This is a genomic window from Collimonas sp. NPDC087041 (genome assembly GCF_044745265.1).
Classification (GTDB): Bacteria; Pseudomonadota; Gammaproteobacteria; order Burkholderiales; family Burkholderiaceae_D; genus Collimonas.
Window position 1 is genome coordinate 564,400 of record NZ_JBIUZX010000001.1, and the last position, 23,998, is coordinate 588,397.

General features: G+C 58.8%; 15 protein-coding genes and 1 tRNA gene. 13 read left to right on the top strand and 3 right to left on the bottom strand.

Annotated elements, in window-relative coordinates:
- Positions 1 to 33 precede the first annotated feature (33 nt).
- The gene (iolG, locus tag ACIPF8_RS02620) at positions 34 to 1,026 is read left to right on the top strand and encodes an inositol 2-dehydrogenase (protein WP_400416920.1); all 993 of its coding nucleotides are present in this window, start codon (positions 34 to 36) and stop codon (positions 1,024 to 1,026) included.
- Entirely contained in the window at positions 1,023 to 2,060 is a 1,038-nt protein-coding gene (locus ACIPF8_RS02625; protein WP_400416921.1) for a Gfo/Idh/MocA family oxidoreductase, read from the top strand. Before iolG ends, ACIPF8_RS02625 begins: the two co-directional genes overlap by 4 nt.
- 95 nt (positions 2,061 to 2,155) lie before the next feature.
- Here the strand turns inward: ACIPF8_RS02625 and ACIPF8_RS02630 are convergent, their stop codons facing one another.
- Entirely contained in the window at positions 2,156 to 3,022 is an 867-nt protein-coding gene (locus tag ACIPF8_RS02630) for a MurR/RpiR family transcriptional regulator (protein ID WP_400416922.1), read from the bottom strand.
- Between the two features lie 195 nt (positions 3,023 to 3,217).
- Here ACIPF8_RS02630 and ACIPF8_RS02635 point away from each other — a divergent pair, with 195 nt between their 5' ends.
- The 10 genes from ACIPF8_RS02635 (at position 3,218) to ACIPF8_RS02680 (ending at position 16,175) form a co-directional block, all read left to right on the top strand.
- A complete protein-coding gene (locus tag ACIPF8_RS02635) occupies positions 3,218 to 4,273 on the top strand; it encodes a sugar ABC transporter substrate-binding protein (RefSeq protein WP_061533537.1) in 1,056 nt (351 codons plus the stop codon).
- A gap of 200 nt (positions 4,274 to 4,473) precedes the next feature.
- Positions 4,474 to 5,634: an ABC transporter permease gene (locus ACIPF8_RS02640; RefSeq protein ID WP_400416923.1), complete on the top strand. Its 1,161-nt coding sequence runs from the start codon at positions 4,474 to 4,476 to the stop codon at positions 5,632 to 5,634.
- 2 nt (positions 5,635 to 5,636) lie between these two features.
- On the top strand, positions 5,637 to 6,419 hold the full coding sequence (locus tag ACIPF8_RS02645; protein WP_400416924.1) for an ATP-binding cassette domain-containing protein: 783 nt from the start codon (positions 5,637 to 5,639) through the stop codon (positions 6,417 to 6,419).
- A gap of 21 nt (positions 6,420 to 6,440) precedes the next feature.
- Complete coding sequence (gene iolC / locus ACIPF8_RS02650; RefSeq protein ID WP_400416925.1) at positions 6,441 to 8,414, top strand: 5-dehydro-2-deoxygluconokinase; 1,974 nt, start codon at positions 6,441 to 6,443, stop codon at positions 8,412 to 8,414.
- Positions 8,411 to 10,282 carry a 3D-(3,5/4)-trihydroxycyclohexane-1,2-dione acylhydrolase (decyclizing) gene (gene iolD, locus ACIPF8_RS02655; protein WP_400416926.1) on the top strand — a complete coding sequence of 624 codons (1,872 nt, stop codon included), beginning with the start codon at positions 8,411 to 8,413 and terminating at the stop codon, positions 10,280 to 10,282. Before iolC ends, iolD begins: the two co-directional genes overlap by 4 nt.
- A gap of 18 nt (positions 10,283 to 10,300) precedes the next feature.
- A complete protein-coding gene (gene iolE / locus ACIPF8_RS02660) occupies positions 10,301 to 11,215 on the top strand; it encodes a myo-inosose-2 dehydratase (RefSeq protein ID WP_400416927.1) in 915 nt (304 codons plus the stop codon).
- The gene (gene iolB, locus ACIPF8_RS02665; RefSeq protein WP_400416928.1) at positions 11,212 to 12,006 is read left to right on the top strand and encodes a 5-deoxy-glucuronate isomerase; all 795 of its coding nucleotides are present in this window, start codon (positions 11,212 to 11,214) and stop codon (positions 12,004 to 12,006) included. Before iolE ends, iolB begins: the two co-directional genes overlap by 4 nt.
- Before the next feature lie 140 nt (positions 12,007 to 12,146).
- Positions 12,147 to 13,649 (top strand): CoA-acylating methylmalonate-semialdehyde dehydrogenase, encoded by a 1,503-nt coding sequence (locus ACIPF8_RS02670; RefSeq protein ID WP_400416929.1) that lies wholly within the window; start codon positions 12,147 to 12,149, stop codon positions 13,647 to 13,649.
- A 694-nt stretch (positions 13,650 to 14,343) separates the two neighbouring features.
- A tRNA-Leu gene (locus ACIPF8_RS02675) sits at positions 14,344 to 14,428 on the top strand.
- Between the two features lie 211 nt (positions 14,429 to 14,639).
- The gene (locus tag ACIPF8_RS02680) at positions 14,640 to 16,175 is read left to right on the top strand and encodes a BCCT family transporter (protein WP_400416930.1); all 1,536 of its coding nucleotides are present in this window, start codon (positions 14,640 to 14,642) and stop codon (positions 16,173 to 16,175) included.
- A 5-nt stretch (positions 16,176 to 16,180) separates the two neighbouring features.
- Here the strand turns inward: ACIPF8_RS02680 and ACIPF8_RS02685 are convergent, their stop codons facing one another.
- Both ACIPF8_RS02685 and ACIPF8_RS02690 read right to left on the bottom strand, forming a co-directional pair.
- On the bottom strand, positions 16,181 to 16,735 hold the full coding sequence (locus ACIPF8_RS02685; RefSeq protein ID WP_400416931.1) for a GNAT family N-acetyltransferase: 555 nt from the start codon (positions 16,733 to 16,735) through the stop codon (positions 16,181 to 16,183).
- 11 nt (positions 16,736 to 16,746) lie between these two features.
- The gene (locus ACIPF8_RS02690; protein WP_400416932.1) at positions 16,747 to 20,784 is read right to left on the bottom strand and encodes a Pls/PosA family non-ribosomal peptide synthetase; all 4,038 of its coding nucleotides are present in this window, start codon (positions 20,782 to 20,784) and stop codon (positions 16,747 to 16,749) included.
- A gap of 360 nt (positions 20,785 to 21,144) precedes the next feature.
- On the opposite strand from ACIPF8_RS02690, the gene ACIPF8_RS02695 reads away from it, so the two are divergent.
- A complete protein-coding gene (locus tag ACIPF8_RS02695; RefSeq protein WP_400416933.1) occupies positions 21,145 to 23,982 on the top strand; it encodes an EAL domain-containing protein in 2,838 nt (945 codons plus the stop codon).
- Positions 23,983 to 23,998: the final 16 nt, after the last annotated feature.

Consider the following 23,998-nt stretch of genomic DNA (forward strand, 5'->3'; position numbering starts at 1 on the left):
AACCTTATCCATACCCAAAAACGGAGACCAGACATGATTGACGTGGCAGTATTCGGCGCCGGCCGTATCGGCAAGATCCATGCAGGAAACCTGGTGCTGCAAGCCGGCGCCAACCTGAAATATGTCAGCGATGTCAATGCGCAGGCGGCGCAGGAACTGGCGACGCGGCACGGCGCCCAGGTCGCCGACATCGACCGTGTATTGGCCGATCCGAGCGTCGGCGCAGTGCTGATCGCTTCCAGTACCGACACACATGCCGATCTGATCATGCGCGCTGCTGCCGCCGGCAAAGCGATCTTTTGCGAGAAACCGGTCGACCTGACGCTGGAGCGCGCCAAGGCTTGCGCCCAGGCTGTCAAAGCTGCCGGCGTGACATGCATGATCGGTTTCCAGCGCCGTTTCGATCCGACTTTCGCGGCCCTCAAGGAACGCCTGGTTGCCGGTGAAATCGGTGACCCGGAAATGCTGGTGGTCACCAGCCGCGACCCGGGCGCGCCGCCGGTGTCTTACATCAAGAGTTCCGGCGGTATTTTCAAGGACATGCTGATCCACGATTTCGATATCTTCCGTTGGATATTGGAAGACGAAGCGGTCAGTATCTCGGCCACCGGCAGTTGCCTGACTGATCCGGCGATTGCCGAAGCGGGTGATATCGATTGCGCCGCTGTCACCATCCGCAGCCGTCGCGGCCGTTTGTGCCAGATCAATACCAGCCGTCGCGCCGCCTACGGTTACGACCAGCGCTTTGAAGTGTTGGGCAGCAAAGGCATGCTGCAGGCCGGAAACCACAAGCCAACCGAAGTGACAGCGTCAACTGGCAGCAGTGTCAGCCATGATCTGCCTGAACACTTCTTCCTGGAACGCTATCGCGCTGCCTATGCACGCGAGATTGCCCATTTCTTCGATGCGGTAGTCAACAAGGTTGCTGTGCGCACCACCATTGAAGATGGCGTAAAGGCGCTGGAACTGGCCGAAGCGGCGACGTTGTCGTGGCGTGAAAACCGTACCATCGAGTTGGCAAAATGAGCCATTCGACAACCCATGCGCCGACGCTGAGAGTCGGTATTGTCGGACTTGGCAGGTTGGGGCGGCGCCATGCGGAAAACCTGATGACGCGGGTTGCCGGAGCGACGCTGGTGGCCGCTTGCAGTCCGCTGCCGGCAGAACTCGAATGGGCGCGCGATACGTTGCAGGTGCCGCATCTGTATGCCGATTACGAAGCCTTGCTGGCGCATGACGGACTGGACGCCGTATTCCTGGTGACGCCGACCTCGCTGCATTCGCAGCAGATCATCCAGGCCCTGAAGGCCGGCAAGCATGTGTTTTGCGAAAAACCGCTGTCGCTGGACCTGGAAGATTGCCGTCGGGTGAGCGCCGAAGCCGCGCGCCATCCGCAGCTGAAAGTGATGATCGGTTTTGTGCGGCGCTTCGATGCCAGTTATCGGGATGCCTATAACAAGATCCAGCAGGGTGCGATCGGCTCGCCGTTCATGGTGTATTCGCAAACCTGCGATCAGTACGATCCCGATGGTTTCTTCGTCAAATTTGCGGCGACCAGCGGCGGCATCTTCCTCGATTGCAGCGTGCACGATATCGATCTGGCGCGCTGGCTGCTGGGCAATCCGCAAGCGGTCAGGGTCTATGCCAGCGGCACTACCGCCATCCATCAGGATCTGCAGCAATTCCACGATGTCGACAACGGCGTTGCCATCTGCGAATTCGACAGCGGCCGCATCGCAACCTTTTACGCATCGCGCACCATGCCGCACGGGCATGACACGATGACGGAAATTACCGGCACCGCGGGGCGTTTGACCGTGGGCAGCAATCCGCGCCGCAACCGCGTGGAAATCGCCGATGCACATGGTGTGCGCAACGAATGCCTGCCCAGCTTCTTCGAACGTTTTGAAGATGCGTTCCTGACGGAAGTCAGTGTTTTCGTCGATGCCATACGCCGGGAACAGAAGCTGGAGTTGACCTTGGCCGACGCCACGGAGGCAACCAGGATCGGTATCGCCTTGCGTGAATCGCTGCTATCCAAGCAACCAGTGTTGTTGTAACAACGAGGCCGGCGACCACGAAAGTGTGGTGGCACCGGCCTTTGTTATTTAATAAGAAGAGTTCAGCGGCTATCGATATGACGAACTATTCCTGCCTATTCATCATAGCCATCCATCGGGGTCGTTTCCTCGACATTCAATTCCAGCCTATAAGCCAGCGCAATGAACAGCGCCTGGCACAAGCACATCGCATTGGTCAGCGAACGGAATGCGAATGCGCTGCCTTCTTTTACTGTCAATAGCACCGATGCATGCCGCGCCAATGGGCTGAGCTGGCTATCAGTGATGACCAGTGACTTTGCCTGGTGATGGTGCGCCAGCCTGACGCAGGCTTGGGTTTCCTTGCCGTACGGTGTGAAACTGATGGCGATCACCACATCATTCTTGCCGATGCTGCGGATCTGCTCGCGGATCATGCCGCCCAGGCCGGACAGATGGTGCACTCGCTTGTTGGTGTGCTGTAGCGCATACACGATGTAGCTGGCGATAGGGAAGGAGCGGCGCACACCGATCACGTAGATGTTTTCCGCCTTCTGCAACAGCTTGACCGCTGCTTCGAACTGGGCATCGTCCATGCCGCTCAATAATTCATCGAGGCCGCTGCGGCTGGCGTCGATGAATTCGCGCGCCATGGCGCCGCTGGTCAGCGGCGTTTGCTTGGCGTCGATCAGCTTGCGTATGCGCTGCTGGTAGTTTTGCGATGGAATTGCCTGCGCAGTGTAGGCATCGCGGAAAACCGCCTGCATCTCGCTGAAGCCGCTGAAACCGAACTGCTTGGCGAAGCGCACGATGGCCGACGGCTGCACATTGCAAGTCTCGGCAATGTCGCTGATCCGCACCAGCATCAGGCTGCCGCGATGCTGTTCAATATATTTGGCGATGATCTTCAACTGCCGCGAAAGCGTGGCGTATTGCTCGGCGATTTGCAGCATCAACTGATCGACAGTCGGTGTATCTGCCATGGCATTCTTTCCTGTATGAATCATGTGGCAATTATAGAGATATTTTCGCTGATGAAAATAAAATTCTAAATTAAAATTAATTGAAAAAATCGTTGCATGTTGAGTGCGCTTGTTCTATTGTTGAGTACCGATGACGCATTCGGTATCGGGCGATCAGCCTAAACGGCAGTGGATAAAACAACAACGGAGATAACTATGCAACGACTCAGAAGCAAGGGCCGGGGACATTCCCTGATAAAGGCCTTGATGGTGGCGACACTGGCGATGACTTTTGGTGCAATGAATACAAGCTATGCCGCGAATGAAAAATTTGTTCTGATCAGCCACGCACCGGATTCCGATTCCTGGTGGAATACCATCAAAAACGCCATCAAGCAGGCCGGCGAAGATTTCAACGTCACAGTCGATTACCGCAATCCACCGAATGGCGATCTGGCCGACATGTCGCGCCTGATCGAGCAGGCTGCAGCGCGCCATTATGATGGCGTGATTGCCAGTATCGCCGATTTCAGTGTGCTGAAAAAAGCCATGGAAAATGTCACCGCCAAGAAAATCCCGCTGGTCACGATCAATTCCGGCACCCAGAAGCAAAGTGAAGAACTCGGCGCGATCATGCACGTAGGCCAGCCGGAATACGATGCAGGCCATGGCGCAGGCGAAAAGGCCAAGGCTGCCGGCATCAAGTCTTTCCTGTGCGTCAACCATTATGCAACCAACCCGTCTTCGTTCGAACGCTGCCGCGGCTTTGCCGATGCAATTGGCGTCGATTACAAGAAATCGACCTTAGACGCCGGCCAGGATCCTACCGGTATCGAGAGCAAGGTAAGCGCCTATTTGCGTAATAATCCCGGCACCCAGGCGGTGTTGGCATTGGGACCTGACTCCGCATCCCCAAGCCTGCGCGCACTGCAGAAAATGGGCTTGAAGGGCAAGATGTGGTTCGCCACCTTCGACTTGTCCGAAGAAGTCGCCAAGGGCATCAAGGATGGTTCGGTGCAGTTTGCGATCGATCAGCAACCCTACCTGCAAGGCTATATTCCGGTTGCTGTCCTGGCAATCATGACGCAAGACAAGATCACCGATGTCGCCGCCATCCAGGCCAAGCTCAAGGCCAATCCGAAATTCCAGGCGCGGTTGGCTGAATACGGTCTGGCGCCAATTTATGGTCCACGCCACATCAGCTCCGGTCCGGGCTACATTACCAAGGACAATCTCGATAAAGTGTTGAAGTACGCCGGCCAATATCGCTGATCCTCACCTGTCCATATAAAAGCATATACAAACGCATGATGCGGTTGCCCGCAACAACGGTGCGGGCAACCAATGAATTGAATCAAGGGGACGAATCGCCCGGGCGCTAGCTTGCCCGCAGCATTCCACCAGGCCCCGCAATAAGCCGCCAGTTTGACGTTTGATCCGGTCGCTGGCCAATACAAGCAGGAGATACAGTCATGAATTCAAGCAGTGCGCACGCTGACAAGCTAAGTGCCGACAGCAGCAGCCCAGCGCAGCAGAATAGCGCCCCGAAAGACGAGCGGGTACGCAAGGAAGGCTCTCTGAAGCGCTTCCTGGGACGTCCCGAGTTCGCCTCGCTGGCAGGAGCGATTCTGGTATTTATCGTATTTGGCATCGCCGCTGGCGATTCCGGCATGTTCAACCTGGATGGCGTGATCAACTGGATGCAAGTGGCCGCGTATCTGGGCCTGATCTCGATCGGCGCCTGCGTATTGATGATTGCCGGCGAGTTCGACTTGTCGATCGGCTCGATGATCGGTTTTGCCGGCATGATGGTGGCGATCCCGACCGTCTATTTTCATTGGCCGTTCTGGCTGGCGGTGATTTTTGCCTTTGCCGGTTCGATGGCGCTGGGCTACCTCAACGGCTATCTGGTGGTGAAAACCCGGCTGCCGTCGTTCATTGTCACACTGGCCTTCATGTTCATCCTGCGCGGCTTGACGCTGGCGCTGTCGATCATGTTTGCCGACCGTACCATCGTCAGCGGTGTCGGCGAATTTGCCGCGCATGACTGGCTCGGTAGCTGGCTGTTCACAGGCAATCTCGGTAGCGGACTGTTCCAGTGGATGGCCAGCCACGGCTGGATTGCTACGGTAGACGGCGGCAAGCCGCTAGTGGCAGGCATTCCCAAGGTCATCGTCTGGTGGGCGGTGCTGGCGCTGGGGGCGAGTTTCGTGCTGGCGCGGACCCGTTTTGGCAACTGGATTTTCGCAGTCGGCGGTGACGCCAATGCGGCCAAGAACGTCGGTGTGCCGGTCAAGCGTGTCAAAACTTCGTTGTTTGTGTTCACCGCATTTTGCGCCTGTTTGTTTGCCGTGCTGCAGGTGGCCGACGTTGGCTCGGCTGCCGCTGATCGCGGCTTGCAGAAGGAATTCGAGGCGATCATCGCCGCAGTGATCGGCGGCGCCTTGCTGACCGGCGGTTACGGCTCGGTAATCGGTGCCTGCTTCGGCGCGCTGATCTTCGGTGTGGTGCAGATCGGCATTACTTACACGAATTTGAATTCCGACTGGTTCCGCGTGTTCCTTGGCGTGATGCTGCTGGTCGCGGTCCTGTTCAACAACTATGTCCGTCGCCGCGTGACGGAGGCGAGGTAATCATGAGTGACATTATTCTGGCATTGGAAAACGTCAGCAAGTATTTCGGTTCGGTGATTGCGTTGCAGAACGTCACGCTGCGCCTGAAAAAAGGTGAAGTGCATTGCCTGTTGGGCGATAACGGCGCCGGCAAGTCAACCTTGATCAAGACGCTGGCCGGGGTGCATAAACCCTCGGAAGGGCAATACCTGGTTGACGGCAAACCGGTTTCCTTCAATTCGCCGAAGGAGGCGCTGGATGTCGGTGTAGCCACCGTCTATCAGGATCTGGCGCTGGTGCCATTGCTGTCGGTGGCGCGCAATTTCTTCATGGGCCGTGAACCGACCAAGAAAGTATTCGGCATCACTGTCATGGATATCAACTATGCCGCCGAGACAGCACGCGCCAAGCTGGCGGAGATGGGCATCATGGTGCGCGATCCGCATCACGCGATCGGCACCATGTCCGGCGGCGAGAAGCAGTGCCTGGCGATTGCCCGCGCAATCCATTTCGGGGCTCGGGTATTGATTCTCGATGAGCCGACCGCAGCGCTTGGCGTCAAGCAGTCGTTCAATGTGCTGAAGCTGATCCACAAGGCGCGCGAACGCGGCATTTCGGTGATTTTCATTACGCACAATGTGCATCATGCCTACCCGATCGGCGATTCCTTTACTTTGCTGAATCGCGGCAAATCGATGGGCACCTTCACCAAGGACAATGTCACCAAGGATGAAGTGCTGGACATGATGGCGGGCGGCGCGGAGATGCAGACGCTGATGAATCAGTTGGAAGGCATACAGGTTTAGGCCAGGTAAAAGGACGCATTCATGCTACACACTAATCAAAATTTTGCATCGGGGCGCAAGCTCGATGTGGTTTGCATCGGCCGCCTGGCGGTGGATCTGTACGCACAGCAGATCGGCGCACCGCTGGCCGATGTCACCAGCTTTGCCAAGTATCTGGGCGGGTCGTCAGCCAATATCGCATTTGGCTGCGCCCGGCTGGGCTTGAAATCGGCGATGCTGGCCAGGGTTGGCGACGAACATAATGGCCAGTTCCTGACTGCCGCTCTGGCAGCCGAAGGCTGCGATGTCAGCCACATCAAGGTCGATCCGGAACGACTGACCGCACTAGTGATGCTAGGGCTGAAGGACAAGGATACATTTCCCTTGATTTTTTATCGCGACAATTGCGCCGACATGGCGCTGGCCGAAGAGGATATCGACGAAGCCTTCATCGCTTCCAGCAAGGCATTGCTGATTACCGGCACGCATTTCTCCACCGCCCAGGTGCATCGCAGCAGCAGCCTGGCGCTGAAGTATGCGCGCCGCAATAATGTCCGTACCGTGCTGGATATCGACTACCGGCCGGTGCTGTGGGGATTGACGCAAAAGGGTGACGGCGAAACCCGCTTCATCGCCAATGACGGCGTGACCGCCCATTTGCAAGCGATACTGCCGCAGTTCGACCTGGTGGTCGGCACCGAGGAAGAATTCATGATCGCCGGCGGCGGCAAGGACATCATGGCGTCGTTGCATGCGGTGCGTGCGGTCAGCCAGGCGACATTGGTGGTCAAGCGCGGGCCGCTTGGTTGCGCGGTCATCCATGGCGCAATTCCGGCTTCGCTGGATGCCGGTTTCAATTACAAGGGCGTGCAGGTCAAGGTGCTCAACGTGCTGGGTGCAGGCGATGCCTTCCTGTCCGGTTTCCTGAAAGGCTGGCTGAATGGCGAGGACGACGAGAGCTGCTGCCGCTATGCGAATGCCTGCGGTGCGCTGGTGGTGTCGCGCCATGCCTGCGCGCCGGCCATGCCGACTCCGGTTGAGCTGGCTTATTTCCTGAAGCACGCCGATCACATGCAGCGGCCCGACCAGGATACCCATCTGCAGCGGCTACATCGGGTCACCGTGCCGCGCAAGGCTTGGGATGAAGTCAATGCGTTTGCCTTCGACCACCGTAACCAGTTTTTTGAACTGGCGCGCGAATCGGGTGTCGGCGAGGAACGGCTGCCGCAACTCAAGCAATTGCTGGTGCAAGCGGTGGCGGCCACGGAACAAGCACTTGGATTGCAAGGGAAAATCGGTATCCTGGCCGACGACCGATATGGGCAGGATGCGTTGAATGCGGCTACCGGACGCGGCTGGTGGATTGGCCATGCAGTTGAGTTGCCACTGTCGAATCCGCTGGAATTCGACTACGGCCGCTCGATCGGTTCGCACCTGTTGAGCTGGCCCAAGGAGCATGTGGTGAAATGCCTGGTGCAGTTTCATCCTGACGATGCGGTCGAGAAGCGCCTGGAACAGGAAGCGCAGATTCGCAGTCTCTACAATGCGGTGCAGATTAGCGGTCACGAATTGCTGCTGGAAATCATCCCGCCCAAGGATTTGCCGAAAGCCGATGACACCGTGCTGCGTGGCATAAAACGCCTGTACAACCTCGGCATCTACCCGGAATGGTGGAAGCTGGAATCGATGTCGGAGAAGCAATGGGCGGCGATCGACGCATTGATTGCCGAGCGCGATCCGTATTGCCGTGGGGTGGTGCTGCTTGGCCTGGCGGCGCCGGTGGAAGCGTTGGCTGCCGGCTTCCGTGCCTCGCGCCACAGCAAGACCTGTCGCGGTTTTATGGTGGGACGGACGATTTTCCATGAGCCGTCGAAACTGTGGCTGCAAGGACAGATCGACGATGCCACGCTGATGCAACAGGTGCGTGGCACTTTTGAGAAATTGATCGGTGTCTGGCGCGATAGCCGCAACGGCCTGGAGGTTACACCGGCCGAGAAAGCGGAGCGGGCAGCATGAGCGCACATCAAAAAACCATACGCCTGACCATGGCGCAAGCGCTGGTGCGTTACCTGGCCGCCTTGCGCATCGATACGCCGGACGGTGAAGTGGCGCTATTCGGCGGCGTGTTCTCGATCTTCGGCCATGGCAATGTCGCCGGGCTGGGCGAGGCGCTATATCAATACCGTGAACAGCTGCCGACGTATCGGGCGCATAACGAACAGGCCATGGCGCACGCCGCGATTGCCTTCGCCAAAGCCAATATGCGACGCCGCATGATGGCGGTGACCAGTTCGATCGGCCCCGGTGCGACCAATTTGCTGACCGCCGCCGCATTGGCGCATGTGAACCGCTTGCCGGTACTGCTGCTGCCGGGTGATATTTTCGTGTCGCGGCGTCCCGATCCCGTGTTGCAGCAGGTCGAGAATTTCCAGGATGGCGGGATTTCGGCCAACGATGCGTTCAAGCCGCTGTCGCGTTATTTCGACCGCATCTATTACCCGGAGCAACTGCTGACGGCCTTGCCGCGCGCGATCCAGGTGTTGACCGACGCCGCCCAGTGCGGTCCGGTGACGCTGGCCTTGCCGCAGGATGTGCAAGCCATGGCCTACGATTATCCGGTCGAATTTTTCTCTCCGCCCGTCGTCAAGTTCCGCGCTCAGCCGCCGGCTGCCGACGAGCTGCATGCGGCGCTGGAATTGCTGAAAAACGCGCAACAGCCGTTGATCATTGCCGGCGGCGGCGTGTTGTATGGCGAAGCCACCGAGGCTTTGCGCAGCTTCGCTGAAAAGCATGGTGTACCTGTCGCCGAAACGCAGGCGGGTAAAAGCTCGCTGGCCTGGCGTCATCCCTTGCAACTGGGCGCGCTTGGCGTGACCGGTTCGCCGGCTGCCAATGCACTGGCAGCCAAGGCTGACGTCGTGATTGCGGTGGGTACGCGCCTGCAGGATTTCACCACAGGCTCGCATTCACTATTTGGGCAGGCCAAGCTGTTGAGCATCAACGTCAATCCAGTCGACGCCATCAAGTGGCAGGGCACGCCGCTGCTGGCCGATGCCCGGCTCGGGCTGGCGGCCTTGTCGCAAGGATTGGGCGACTGGCGCTCCAGTGCCGGCTGGCATGCATTGGCGCTGGAACAGGCGAATGCCTGGCGCGCTACGGTCGATACCATCACCAGCCAGCGTGAAGTGGCGGCGCCGGCCTTGCCGTATGACGGCGAGGTGATCGGTGCGGTGCAACGCTCCAGCATCGATTCGACCGTGCACGATATCGTGGTGTGCGCCGCTGGCACCTTGCCTGCTGAACTGCACAAATTGTGGCGCACCTCGACCCCGGGCGGTTATCACGTCGAATACGGCTACTCCTGCATGGGCTATGAAATTGCCGGCGGTCTCGGCGTCAAGATGGCGCAGCCGGACCGGGATGTCATCGTCATGGTTGGCGATGGCAGCTACCTGATGATGAATTCCGAAATCGCAACTTCGGTCATGCTGGGCCGCAAACTGATCATCGTGGTGCTGGACAATCGCGGCTACGGCTGCATCAACCGCCTGCAGCAGGCTTGTGGCGGGGCGCCGTTCAACAACATGCTGGAAGATTGCCTGCAAGGGCCGCTGGGCGCACCGGCCATCGATTTTGCCGCGCATGCCAAATCCCTTGGCGCGCTGGCGGAAAACGTCAAGGGTATCGCTGAGCTGGAAGCGGCGCTGCAGCGGGCGCGGGCGGCGGACCGCACCTACCTGGTGTGTATCGACACCGATCCCAAGCGCACCACCGAAGACGGCGGCTGCTGGTGGGAAGTGGCGGTGCCGGAGGTGTCGCAGCGGCCGCAGGTGCAAGCTGCCCGAGCCGACTACGAACAAGCCCGCGGCAATCAAAAAGTCTAAAGAATTGCGAGAGAAACCATGACATTCAACGTAAAGATCGGCATCAATCCCATTTCCTGGATGAACGACGATTTGCCGTCGCTGGGCGGCGAGACGCCGCTGGAGGTGGCCTTATCCGAAGGCGCGCAGATCGGTTATCGCGGCTTCGAGCTGGGCAACAAATTTCCAAAAGAACCGGCGGCGTTGGCGGCGGTGCTCGGCAAGCATGGCCTGGAATGCGTATCAGGCTGGTATTCCGGACGCCTGGCGACTGGTTCGGTAGAAGATGAAATTGCCGCCGTTGGTCCGCATCTGCGCTTGCTGGCGGAGAACGGCTCCAAGGTCATGGTGTATGGCGAGGTGGCCAATGCGATCCAGGGCCGGCCCGATCCGCTGTACAAGCGGCCGCGTTTCCTCAACGATCAGGAGTGGCGGGAATATGCCGACAAACTAACCGCCTTCGCGCGCTTTACCTTGTCGCATGGTGTGCGCGTGGCTTATCACCATCACATGGGCGCTTACGTTGAGACGCCGGCCGATGTTGAGCGCTTGATGGCGCTCACCGGCGATGAGGTAGGCCTGTTGTTTGATAGTGGGCACATCACGTTTGCCGGCGGCGATCCGCTGGCAGTGTTGCAGCAACATATCAAGCGCGTCTGCCATGTGCATTGCAAGGATGTGCGGCCGGCGGTAGTGAAGATGGCGCGCAATGGAAATTGGAGTTTCCTGCAGGCGGTAATCAACGGCGCGTTTACCGTGCCGGGTGATGGTGCCATCGATTTTGATGGGCTGCTGCGCGTGCTATATCGGCATGGCTATGAAGGCTGGCTGGTGGTTGAGGCGGAGCAGGATCCGGCTGTAGCCCCAAGCTATCAATACGCCGACATGGGCTATCGCCATCTGGCTGAACTGGTTCGCGCCATCGAAGCCGGTAGCGAAAAGGAGGCGGCATGAGCTTGCTGGTCAAAGGAAAGGCCCAAGGACGCGATATCGTCAGCGTCACGCCGCAATCGGCCAATTGGAATTTCGTCGGCTTTACCGCTTATCGATTGGCTGCCGGAGAGCGGATTAGTTTCAACACTGCCGACCGCGAGGTCTGCATCGTCGTGCTGCGTGGTGTCGTCAGCGTGCAGGCCGGCGATCACACGTGGAAAGAGATTGGCGATCGACAAAGTGTATTTGACGAGCGTTCGCCGTATTCGGTGTATGTGCCGCACTCGCACACAGTGGCTGTCAGTGCGCACGCCGATGCCGAAGTTGCGGTTTGCAGCGCACCGGGCAATGGTGATCTGAGTGCACGCCTGATCGAACCGAGTGCAGCCAAAAGATCGGTGCGCGGGCAGGGCAGTAACACCCGTTACGTCTGCGACATCCTGCCGCAAACCGAGCCTGCCGATCACTTGCTGGTGGTGGAGGTGGTGACGCCGGGCGGTCATTCGTCGAGCTATCCGCCGCACAAGCACGATACTGACAACCTGCCGCAGGAAAGTTTTCTCGAAGAGACTTATTACCATCGTCTCAACCCGCCACAAGGTTTTGCCTTCCAGCGCGTCTATACCGAAGATCGCAGCTTGGATGAATCGATGGCAGTGGAAAACCACGACGTGGTGATGGTGCCGCGCGGCTATCACCCGGTAGTGGCGCCGCACGGCTACGACAGCTATTACCTGAACGTCATGGCTGGCCCCAAGCGTGAGTGGCATTTCAAGAACGACCCGGCCCACGAATGGATGCTGCAGCGCTGACCGGCTGATCAGCTGACGCTGGCGGCGCATCCATTTCCTGAATTTCCTGACTGTTGCATGGCAAGCCTCGTGCCGCCCTTGGCGGCAGAGACTCGTCTCGACTGTTGTACTTAGCAAAATAAACTTCAAGGTTAAATCACATGTCTAGCTTACCTATCATCGGCCATTTTATTAACGGCCAGTGCGTTCCATCTTCCGGCGAACGTGTCAGCGATGTTTTCAATCCGGCCAGCGGCGCGGTCAGCGCCAGGGTTGGACTTGCCAGCTATGCGGATGTCGACGCTGCTGTCGCCGCAGCGCAGGCGGCTTTCCCTGCGTGGGCGGCGCAGCCGCCGCTGCGCCGGGCGCGGGTAATGTTCCGTTTCAAGGAATTGATCGAGAAACACCACGATAAACTGGCGGCGATCATCACCAGCGAACACGGCAAGGTATTTACCGATGCCAAGGGCGAAGTGGTGCGCGGACTGGAAGTGGCAGAATTCGCCAGCGGTATTCCGCAATTGCTCAAGGGTGAATATACGGAGCAGATCAGCCGTGGCATCGATGCCTGGACCATGCGCCAGCCGCTTGGCGTTTGCGCCGGCATCACGCCGTTCAATTTTCCGGTGATGGTGCCGATGTGGATGTTCCCGATGGCCATCGCCTGCGGCAATACTTTCGTGCTGAAGCCGTCCGAACGCGATCCGTCAGCAAGCCTGTTGCTGGCCGAGTTGCTCAAGGAAGCCGGGCTGCCGGATGGTGTGTTCAACGTGGTGCAGGGAGATAAGGAAGCGGTTGACGCGCTGCTTGATCATCCCGATGTCCAGGCTGTTAGCTTTGTCGGTTCGACCCCAATTGCGCAATACATCTACGCCACCGGCTGCGCCAAGGGCAAGCGGGTGCAGGCCTTGGGCGGCGCCAAGAACCACATGGTGGTGATGCCGGATGCCGATCTGGAGCAGACCGTCGATGCCTTGATGGGAGCAGCTTACGGCTCCGCCGGTGAACGTTGCATGGCGATCTCGGTGGCGGTGGCGGTTGGCGATGTCGCCGACAAACTGGTCGCAGCTCTGGCGCCACGGGTGCGTGAGTTGAAAATCAACCAGGGCATGGACCTGGACGCCGAAATGGGGCCGGTGGTGACGCAGCAGCACAAGGACAAGATCCTGGCGTATATCGATGATGGCATCGCCGCCGGGGCAGAACTGGCGGTGGATGGCCGCAATTTCACATTGCCAGGCCATGAGCGCGGCTTCTTCATGGCGGGAACCTTGTTCGATCACGTCACGCCGGATATGAAAATATACAAGGAGGAGATATTCGGGCCGGTACTGTGTGTGGTGCGCGTGCCGGATTTTGCGGCGGCGCTGGCATTGGTGAACCGCCATGAGTTCGGCAACGGTACCGCGATTTTCACGCGCGATGGCAATACTGCACGTGAATACACTTCGCGGGTGCAGGTTGGCATGGTCGGCGTCAACGTGCCAATTCCGGTGCCGATGGCTTTTCACAGCTTCGGCGGCTGGAAGCGCAGCCTGTTCGGCGATCATCATGCGCATGGCCCGGAAGCGGTGCGTTTCTATACCAGGCAAAAGGCGGTGACCCAGCGTTGGCCTGCCAGCATTGCAGCCGGTGCCGAGTTTGCGATGCCGACTATGAAATAAGGCGCTTGTTGAGGGTTTCATATTTCACGACATGGTTACGGGAAATGGCCAGAGTTATCTGGGAGCGGAGTTTTTTTCGGCGGGGTTTTGCCGAAAATTACTCTGCCTCCGTTTAACGGGCCACGGAGTGAGTGTGGTGGTGCATCAGCTTTGTTCGTCTGATTCTAGTTAAAACGGTTGCTACTCCGTGGAAGCTTGCCGGGGGTAGCCCGGCAGCTACTCACTTTCTTTGCTTCGCCAAAGAAAGTAAGCAAAGAAAGGCGATCGCACAGCCGTTGCCCGCCTTCGGCGGGTCCCCAAATGCGCCGTGCGCCAGTCGGATGGGACACAAACTCGCTGCGCTCAAACATGTGTCCCATAATTCCCGACTGTCACCCGACTCATTTGGCAACGTCAGCATGCGAAAAGTCAAAAGCAACGGCAACGTCAAAAGCCAATTCAAAAGCAACGTCAAAACCAACCCCGAGCAGTTAAATGGGGGCAGAGTTTTTTTCACGGTCTCTTGCGAAAGTTACTCTGATCCCAGTTAGCTGCATGCGTTAAGCGACGCGAAAACCGGATTACGGCTTGGTCGCGTTTGATGAATTTCTCAATAATTTCATAAATTTGCAAAACACGATTGACCGAAGCTATCAAATGCACGTATTATTCGGTCTTCGGAATTGCTGCAAGCCTTACTAGGCTTCGCATTACGGCCCACGTGGCGGAATTGGTAGACGCGCATGGTTCAGGTCCATGTGCCGCAAGGTGTGGGGGTTCGAGTCCCTCCGTGGGCACCAGGTAACTGGTGTAGGAAGTGTAGAGAAACCGCATAAACAGTCATGTTTATGCGGTTTTTTTATTGTCGTTTTATTTTCGTGAAAAAAACATGCACGGCATTTCGCCTGCGGTCACATTGTTTGCGTTTCTGCCATACTGCACGATGTTTGGCGTGGGAAAAGCAGATGCCGTGTCATGCAAGAAAAACAATAACAACCTTGGGAGCTTCCAATGGTATTGATCATTTCGCTGGCCCTGGTAGCCTTGTTTGTCGTGTGGGGTGCGCTTGCGCCGATGAGCCTGGCAGCCGTGATGCAAATGGCATTGGGCAGCACCATCGCCAATTTCGGTTGGTTCTACCTGTTGTCGATGTTCGGGTTCCTGGTGTTTGCGTTGTATCTGGCGTTCGGCCGCTTCGGCACGATACGGCTGGGGGGCGAGGATGCCGAACCGGATTTCAGCCGCCACAGCTGGTTCGCCATGCTGTTCGCCGCTGGCATGGGCATCGGCCTGGTGTTCTGGGGCGTGGCCGAACCGGTTTCGCATTTTGCGACGCCGCCTAGCGGTCCAGCTGGAGGTCCTGAGGCGGCACGGCTGGGATTGCGCTATGCCTTTTTTCATTGGGGCCTGCATCCATGGGCTGCATATTGCGTGGTGGCGCTGGCGCTCGGTTTCTTCCAGTTCAACCGCAATCGCCCGATGCTGATGAGCACCACCTTCGAACCCTTGCTCGGCAAGCATGCGCAAGGGCCTTTGGGTAAAGCCATCGACATCCTGGCGGTGCTCGCTACCGCAATCGGCGTCGCCACCTCATTGGGTTTCGGAACGCTGCAAATCAGCAGCGGGCTGCATTCGGTCTTCGGGTTGCCGAACGGGCTGGCCTTGCAATTGACGGTGATTGCGGTGGCTGCCGGTTTGTATCTGGCTTCATCGTTGAGCGGTCTTGATCGCGGCGTGAAAATCCTCAGCAATATCAATATGGTGTTGGCACTGCTGCTGATGCTGTTCGTGCTGCTGCTCGGTCCGACGCTGTTCATCATGGATTCGCTGACCACTACGCTCGGCGACTACCTGGATAACCTGATCAGCATGAGCATGCGCATGACGCCATTCTCCAAAGGCACCTGGATCGCCGATTGGACTTTGTTCTATTGGGCCTGGTGGGTTACTTGGGCGCCGTTCGTCGGCACTTTCATCGCGCGCATCTCGCGCGGCCGCACCATTCGCGAATTCGTCACCGGTGTGCTGTTGGTGCCGTCGCTGATCAGCTTCATCTGGTTCGCCACGTTTGGCGGCGCTGCACTGCACGGCATCATGTTCGAGCATTTGCCGTTGGTCGATATCGTCAAGCAGGACAGTTCGCTGGCGCTGTTTGCATTGCTCAATCATCTGCCCTGGAGCACGCTGACCTCATTGGTCGCCATTATCCTGGTGTCGGTGTTCTTCGTGACGTCGGCCGATTCCGCGACCTTCGTGCTAGGCATGATGACCAGCAATGGCAACCCGGCGCCTTCGGCGCGCATCAAATTGGCCTGGGGTGTCCTGACCGCCTTGATTGCCGGGGTATTGCTGATGGCCGGCGGATTGAAGGGCTTGCAGACGACCTCCATCGTGATCGCGCTGCCGTTCATGATCATCATGCTGGTGATGTGCGCCAGCCTGTTTCGTGCGCTCGGCGAGGAAGCCGATACACTGGAGCGTCGCCGTCACGCGCGCGACCGGCTGTTGGAGCGGCTGCTGCGCGAACGCGAGGAAAGTTCTTCCTGATCCGGTCAGGCGTTATCGGCAGTGGAGAACACGACCAGTTCATAGGTCTGGTCGTTGCACTTGAACGGTTTCAAGGGCGTCATCTTCAAGCCTTTGACATGCGCCGCAAATGAATGCGGATTGCGTTGGTCGATAAATGCTGCGCCGACGTCGTAGCCGGCGCGCGCATGCGATTTTACCGCCGCGAACATCTTCTGCAAGAGGCCTTGACCGCGCCATTCTCGCCCTATGCACACCGGGCCGTAAACAAACACACGTTGATGATCCAGCGGCTTGCCGTTGAACTGCTGGCTTGGAAATGTCGCCAGCATTGCCTCAACCACGGGATGGCGCGGCTGCATGGTGGTTGGCACCATGCAGAGGAAGCCCGCCAGTTGTTCGCCATCTATCGCAACCACCACGCCCAATGCGCGGTTGATGGCCTCCAGTTGGGCTTCATCCAATTGCGAGACGATAAAACCTTGCTGTTGTTCAGCGGCGCTTAGTCGTTCTGGCCGGTTGGCCATTTGCAGCGCGACGATCTTCGGGTAGTCCGCGGCAACTGCCTGTCGAATTTCCACGTCCTGTCCTTTTAGATTTTCGCCGGCGCTGCGGGGCAGCCGCGCCAGTTCGATCCTGGTGGAATCGATTCGCCTTTCATGACCAGCGTCAACGCGCCCAGCTTGGCGTTGTCGCCGACTGAGGCGCCGTACAATACGAAGCTGCGCGGCCCCATATAGACCCGGCTGCCGATGTTGACGTGGTCGATCTTCATGACGCGGTCTTCGAACAGGTGGGTCTGCGGACAGGCCTGGGCGTTGAGTTCGCTGTAATCGCCGACGTGCACGCAATCGAACTCGGTGATGTCGGTGGTGTTCATGTAGACGCCGCGGCCGATGCGGCAACCCAGCAGGTTGAACGCCAGCGGCAACCATGGCGTGCCGCGCAGGTAATTCATGAAATTCGGGATCGCGATCCCTTCATACAGGTTGGTCACGCCTTCCGAGAGCCAGACGAAGCGTGTCCACATCGGCGTGCTGCATTTCTTGTAGCGTCCGATCAGCAGCCATTTGAGGGCGGCGATGAAAATGAAGCTGCCGATGCCGTACATCAATCCGGCGGTGGTCAGCAGCGAAATCACCTCGCCCCATTGGCCGGCACCGGCCAATGGCATCAGGTTCAGCACCACGGTATAGCCGACTGCAATCACGATCGCATGTGGCGAGACGATGCGGAAGCCTTCCACCAGTGCACGGCCGAGACGGCGCCGGCGTGATGGCCGGAATGTCAGGTGTTCGGGGAAGCCTGTGGTTTCCTCACGCGCCGGCAGGTTGATCGGCGGCGAACCGAGCCAGGTATCGCCCGGTTGCATGCGGTGATTATCCGGGGTGCGCGAATGGACGCCAATCAGGACGTTTTCCGGCAGGATGCTGCCGTCCGGCACGTAAGCGCCGTTGCCGACGAAGCTGCGGCGCGAGATGATGGTCGGCTTCATGGTCATCCAGCCGCCGTCGATCTGTTCGTCGCCCAGCAGGACCGCATCGGCGATGAAGGTGTCGTCGCCGAGCGTCAGCATGTCCGGCACCACGCCCAGCGCGGTCGAGATCTCGGCGTGCTTGCCGATCTTGGCGCCCAGCAGTCGGTACCAGAGCGGGGCGTAGACGGTGGCATAAACGCCGTGCAGGATGGCCAGGCTGGATTCCTGAATCTGGTTGACCAGCCACTTGCTGCAATAGACATTGCTGCGTACCGGCCAACTGCCGGCCCGCATGCGCGGCAGCAAGGTCCAGCGGATACCGGCCGAGAGCAGGGCGGTGCAGATAATCAACACTGCAGTGGCGGGGAAGGCCAGGACAAAATATTTGGCCAGCTGGAACGGTAGCTGATTGCTTTGCAACCATGGATAGCGATCGGTATCGTCCAGCCAGTCGATCAGGATAAAGCTCGGGAACACCGGCATGAAGAACAGGGTCGTGATCAGCAAGGCGCCGAACAGGAAGAATGCCGATTCGCCCAGTTGACGGCGGCGCGTAACCGGCGGCCGTGCGGGCTTCGACGCCTGGTCGAAGGCGCCGGCATCGCGCGCCGGCGAACCGGTCCAGATACGGTGCGCGGGGACGCTCTGGCCATCGCTCAAGGCCGATTGGCCTTCCAGGTGACCGTAGGTGCCGACGCGGGTGTTGCCTTCCATGACCACATAGGAGCCGATACAGCTTTCGCGCTCCAGCGTGATCGGTCCGAGTATCAGCTCACCATGCTCGATCCGGGCGTTTTCCAGGTTGACTGCATTGCCGATGCTGCAACCGTCTTCAACGGTCAGCAGATCATGGGCGCGCAGCGTCATCGAGCCGATCACGACTTCGGAGCCGATGCGAGCGCCCAATGCTCTCAACCACCAGGTGTTGAGCGAAGAGCCGCTCAACAGGTAAGCCGGCGCCGCTTCGATCAGGCGGTCGGTCAGCCACCAGCGGTAGTAGACGACGCCCCACAGCGGATAGCGGCCGGGTTTCAGGCGGCCGGCGATCAGCCATTTGGCGGCGATCGCAATGCCGAATTCAAGCAAAGTGGCGACCAGGAAAGCGCCGACAGATACCAGGATCGCCAACGGGATCGAATCGCCGGGGTCGCCGGTGAAGAAGTGATAAGTGAAAAACGGCGCCAACCACTGCATCATGCGCATCGCCACCAGCCATGGCACGGCGGCCGCCTGGGCAGCGCCGCACAGCCAGCGCTTCACATCCGATGGCGCGCTCCAGCTGGTATCGACCGCAATGCTGGCACTCGGCGTTTCCGCCAGCACCTTGGCGATGTTGCCGACGGTGCGGTTCATGTAGATGTCGCGCACTGTCACATGGGCGAAATCCGGATTGGTGCGCAATGCCGAGGCCAGTTTGGCGGCAAACAGCGAGTGGCCGCCGAGATCGTTGAAGAAATCGGCGCTGCGATGGATCGGCTGGCCGGGAAAGAGTTTGTTCAAGGCGGCGAACAATGCGATTTCGGCCGGAGTTTCTGGAATGTCCGAATCGGCCGTGTCGGTTGCCGCAGCGACTGCCAGCGGCCGCGCTTTGAGCGCCTTGCGGTCGATCTTGCCGGACGTCAGGCGTGGCATTTCGCTCATCGGCTCGAAGAAGCCTGGCACCATATAGGGTTGCAAACTTTCGCCGAGCGCGGTGCGCAGTTTGGCTGGGGATACTTCAGCGCCGCTTTCCGGCACGATGAAGGCGATCAACTGGTCGATGCCGTCTTCCTGGCGCAACACCACCGCGACGGTGCCGACACCCGGCTGGCGCGCCAGCACTTCTTCAATTTCGCCCAGCTCGACCCGGAAACCGCGGATCTTGACCTGGTCGTCGGTGCGTCCCAGGCATTGCACGCGGCCGTCAGCTTCAATCCGCGCCAGGTCGCCGGTGCGGTACAGGCGGCGGTCATGTTCGGTGCTGGACCAGGGATTGTCGAGGAACTTCTCCGCGGTCAGGTCGGGCCGCCCCAGATAGCCGGCGGCAACGCCGGGGCCGGTAATGCACAATTCGCCGACTTCACCCCGCGGCAGCAGGGTCAGGCCGTTTTCCAGCGACGGATTGATGACCAGCAGGCCGTAATTGGGCAATGGTCTGCCGATAGTGACCGGCTCGTTGGCGTGCAGTTCGGCCAAGCTGGCCGAGACCGTGGCTTCGGTCGGGCCGTAGGTGTTGAAAATCTGTCGGCTCGGTCCCGCCCAGCGGCTGACCAGCGCTTCCGGGCACATTTCGCCGCCCAGGTTGATGATGCGCAAACTCGGTACATCCTGATTGAACAGCGCCAGCAGTGTCGGCACCGCATGCAGGACGGTCACGCCGTTGGCGGCCAGTGCCTGCGGCAAGGCTTCCGGATCGGAGGCCAGTTCCTTGGGGGCGATCCAGAGCGTGGCGCCGACCAGGTAGCTGATCCAGATTTCCTCGAACGACATGTCGAACGCTACCGAAAATCCCTGGTAGACGCGATCGCCGGCGGTGATGCCAAGTACCGCATTCTCGCTGCGCAGGAAATGACAGATTGCACCTTGGTTGATTTCGATGCCTTTCGGCTTGCCGGTCGAGCCGGAGGTGTAGATCACATAGGCCGGATGGCTGCGTTGTACACCCTGGCGGCGCTGCAGCGGCGCAGCGGACGGCGCCAGCAGTTTTTCGGCGGTCCAAATGTTGCAGGAGAGCTTGCCCAGGCGCGGGCTGAATGCGTCGCAGCTGACGATGCCGGGCGCGTTGGCGTCTTCCAGGCAAACGGCGATGCGTTCCACCGGCGTATCCGCATCCAGCGGCAGCCAGGCGGCGCCGGCCTTGGCAATGCCGGCCTGCATGACGAGCAGGTCGATGCCGCGCGGCAGCCACAAGCCAACAATCTGACCAGGACGGACACCGGCTTCGATCAGGTGCGAAGCGACCAGGTCGGCGCGCTTGTTGAGCTCCTGGTAAGTGACCTGTTGTTCGCCAAAAACCAGGGCGATCTGTTCGGGGGTGCGGGCAGCAGTGGCTTCCAGCAGGTCGGCCAGTACTTCATCGCGTATCAATTCCGGCTGTGCCGGGCCATGCAGGATGTCCGGATTGGATGAAAACGCCGTTGCGGCTGCACTATCGACGGGCAAAGTCTGGATCATGTAGGAAGCAGGTGAGAGATAGCAAACCGGCAATAGTAGCACGGGAGATATGCGTGGCGAATGAACATTTGTATCTTTCCTGTATCGCTGTTATGCCTTGTTTCGTGAGTTGCTTCTTTATATATGTGCCCGCTACTTTGCTGCTTGTGCCACAGTGCGTCAAGCGCAATGCCGAGTGTGGAGCGCGACTACCATGATGGCTTGCTATCGAGAAACTATTAGACGTATGATAGGTGGGGCTGGTTATATTTCAAGCATGTTTTGTTTGTCGCCATTTCTTGTAATTCCGCTAAAGCTTTCTGACCGTTTGACTGTTATCGGCGAGGTTTTGTGATGCAGCGATCCAAGAAATTCCCAGGTATGGTAGGGACAAGCGGTTGGCGTTGGGTAAAGGTGATACTGCCTTTCCTTGCCGTGGTATGCATGCTGGTCTGGCTGCTGGCGTTCAGCATGAATATCCTGTCTTCGGTGCGGGCCTTTGTCGGCGGCGAGAGCCAGTGGTCGAAGGCGCAGAAGGAAGCGGTATTCCATTTGAACCAGTATGCGATCTCCCATGCTGAGGCCGATTTCAACAAGTTCCAGAAGGCCATGGCGGTGCCGGAGGGGGACCGCCGCGCCAGGTTTGAGCTGGATAAACCTAAACCCGACCTGAACCTTGCCCGCCAGGCGTTCATCGCCGGCGAGAATCATCCCGATGACATCGACGGCCTCATCAGCCTGTATCGCAATTTCAAGAACTTCAGTTTGCTGAGCGAGCCGCTGGCGATCTGGCAAACCGGTGACGGCTTGCTGCAAGAGCTGAGTGCGGAAGCCAGTCGCTTGCACGCTGCCATTGAAACAGGCAAGCCTGATCCGGCGGCAATGGCTGGCAGCATCGCCAAAATCAAGGAAATCGATGACCGGCTGACGCCGCTGGAGCGGGATTTTTCGGCCAGCCTGGGAGAGTCGTCGCGCCGTGTGCAGCGGCTGCTGCTGTTGACGACGCTGATCATTGCACTCGCGCTGCTGATTTTTGGCAGCTGGATTTCGCGTTTTTTCCTGAACAAGAGCGATCATTTCGAAGAAGCGCTCAAGGTCAGCGAGGAACGCCTGCAGTTGGCGATGCTGGGCAGTAACGACGGTTTGTGGGATTGGGACATCCAGGCCGATAACATCTATTACTCGCCGCGTCTCAAGGAATTGCTCGGCTACACCAGTGCCGATGGTGAGCCGACGCCGCTGCAGTTCCTTAACTGTATCTATCCATCCGACCTGGATGCGGTGCGCGCCAAGCTGACTTTTCATCTGCATGACAACTCACCGTGCGATATCGAATTTCGCGTGGTGACCAAATCCGGCGAGTTGCGCTGGGTGCGTTCCTGCGCACAATCGACCAGCAACGCCGCCGGCCAGCCGGTGCGCATGGCTGGCTCGTTTACCGACATCACTGCACGCAAGCGAGCCGAAGAACAGTTATATGCGGCCAAGGAGCGTGCGCAGGTGACGCTGGAGTCGATAGGCGAAGCGGTGATCACGTTGAGCACCGATGGCCTGGTTGAATACCTGAACCCAACCGCCGAGATACTGACGCGCTGGACGCTGGCATCGGCGCGCGGCTTGCCGTTGGAGAAAATACTGAATGTGGTTGGTGAAACCTCGGGCAAGCGGATTCCGGATCTGATCCACCAGATTCTCGATATCAACAATCCGATCGCCCGCGAAACCAACCTGCTGCTGGTCTGCAGCGATGGCAGCGAGGTCGCCGTCAACCTGTCGGCCGAACCGATCCGTAACCTGAGCGGCGAGACCATCGGTACCGTGCTGGTGCTGCATGATGTCAGCAAGGATCGCGAATATGCGGCGCAGCTGTCCTACCAGGCCAGCCACGACGAACTGACCGGACTGATCAATCGCCGCGAGTTCGAGCGGCGCCTGACGGTGGCCATGATTACTTCGCGCGACCAGCAACGGCAGCACGCGGTGCTATATCTTGATCTCGATCAGTTCAAGGTGGTCAACGATACCTGCGGCCACGCTGCCGGCGACGAACTGATCCGCCAGGTCAGCGTGCTGTTGAAGCAGCGCCTGCGCGACACCGACACGATGGCCCGGCTGGGTGGCGATGAGTTCGGCGTGCTGCTGGAAAATTGTCCGGTTGAGCACTCGCTGCGGATCGCCGAAGGATTGCGCCAGACCGTCGCCGATTTCCAGTTTATCTGGAACAACAAGCCGTTTTCGATTGGCGTCAGTATTGGACTGATCAACCTGGCGGGCGACATGCATACGTTGGGGCAAATCATGAGCGCGGTGGATGCCGCCTGTTACCTGGCCAAGGAAAAGGGCCGCAACCGGGTGCACGAATATCGGCTTGATGACAGCGAGTTGTCGATACGGCACGGTGAAATGGAATGGATCACGCGTATCAACGAGGCACTGGCCAATGAAAAATTCTGCCTGTACTCACAGGAGATCGTCGCCCTGGGGCAGTTGCAGAGTCCTGGCGCGCACTTTGAAATACTGCTGCGCATGTTGGACAAGGACGATAACCTGGTGCTGCCGATGGTGTTCATCCCGGCAGCGGAGCGTTACAACCTGATGCCGGCGGTCGACCGCTGGGTGGTGTCGACCGTGTTTGCCACGTTGGCGAAAATGCTGCAACAAGGACTTTGCCGGGAAATCCAGACTTGTGCGATCAATTTATCTGGCGCCACCATCGGCGATAGCGACTTCCTGGCTTTCGTGCGCGAGCAGCACGCCAAATTCGGCATTCCGCCGCAAATCATTTGCTTCGAAATCACCGAAACCAGCGCCATCGCCAATTTTGCCAAGGCCGCGCAGTTCATTCAGGAACTGAGAAGTATCGGCTATCGTTTCGCGCTCGACGATTTCGGCGCCGGCATGTCGTCCTTTGCCTACCTGAAAAACCTGCCGGTGGATTTCATCAAGATCGACGGCGGGTTCGTCAAGGACATGCTGAACAGCCCGACCGATTACGCGATGGTCGAGGCGATCAACAAGATCGGCCATCTGATGGGCAAGCAAACTATCGCCGAATTTGCCGTCAATGAACGCACGATCGCCACCTTGACCGAGATCGGCGTCGATTTCGCCCAGGGTTATGGCATTGGCAGGCCGCAACCGTTTGGCGGCGCGGTCGGCAACAGGCTGCTCGACACCACGGAAGCGCTAAAGAGACTGAAGCCTTTCCTGAAAACCTGACGCGCTAAGCCCAAGG

Bases quoted from the DNA above. Each gene is read 5' to 3' on its own strand.
- iolG (WP_400416920.1), top strand. From the start codon at position 34: ATGATTGACGTGGCAGTATTCGGCGCCGGCCGTATCGGCAAGATCCAT.
- ACIPF8_RS02625 (WP_400416921.1), top strand. From the start codon at position 1,023: ATGAGCCATTCGACAACCCATGCGCCGACGCTGAGAGTCGGTATTGTC.
- ACIPF8_RS02630 (WP_400416922.1), bottom strand. From the start codon at position 3,022: ATGGCAGATACACCGACTGTCGATCAGTTGATGCTGCAAATCGCCGAG.
- ACIPF8_RS02635 (WP_061533537.1), top strand. From the start codon at position 3,218: ATGCAACGACTCAGAAGCAAGGGCCGGGGACATTCCCTGATAAAGGCC.
- ACIPF8_RS02640 (WP_400416923.1), top strand. From the start codon at position 4,474: ATGAATTCAAGCAGTGCGCACGCTGACAAGCTAAGTGCCGACAGCAGC.
- ACIPF8_RS02645 (WP_400416924.1), top strand. From the start codon at position 5,637: ATGAGTGACATTATTCTGGCATTGGAAAACGTCAGCAAGTATTTCGGT.
- iolC (WP_400416925.1), top strand. From the start codon at position 6,441: ATGCTACACACTAATCAAAATTTTGCATCGGGGCGCAAGCTCGATGTG.
- iolD (WP_400416926.1), top strand. From the start codon at position 8,411: ATGAGCGCACATCAAAAAACCATACGCCTGACCATGGCGCAAGCGCTG.
- iolE (WP_400416927.1), top strand. From the start codon at position 10,301: ATGACATTCAACGTAAAGATCGGCATCAATCCCATTTCCTGGATGAAC.
- iolB (WP_400416928.1), top strand. From the start codon at position 11,212: ATGAGCTTGCTGGTCAAAGGAAAGGCCCAAGGACGCGATATCGTCAGC.
- ACIPF8_RS02670 (WP_400416929.1), top strand. From the start codon at position 12,147: ATGTCTAGCTTACCTATCATCGGCCATTTTATTAACGGCCAGTGCGTT.
- ACIPF8_RS02680 (WP_400416930.1), top strand. From the start codon at position 14,640: ATGGTATTGATCATTTCGCTGGCCCTGGTAGCCTTGTTTGTCGTGTGG.
- ACIPF8_RS02690 (WP_400416932.1), bottom strand. From the start codon at position 20,784: ATGATCCAGACTTTGCCCGTCGATAGTGCAGCCGCAACGGCGTTTTCA.
- ACIPF8_RS02695 (WP_400416933.1), top strand. From the start codon at position 21,145: ATGGTAGGGACAAGCGGTTGGCGTTGGGTAAAGGTGATACTGCCTTTC.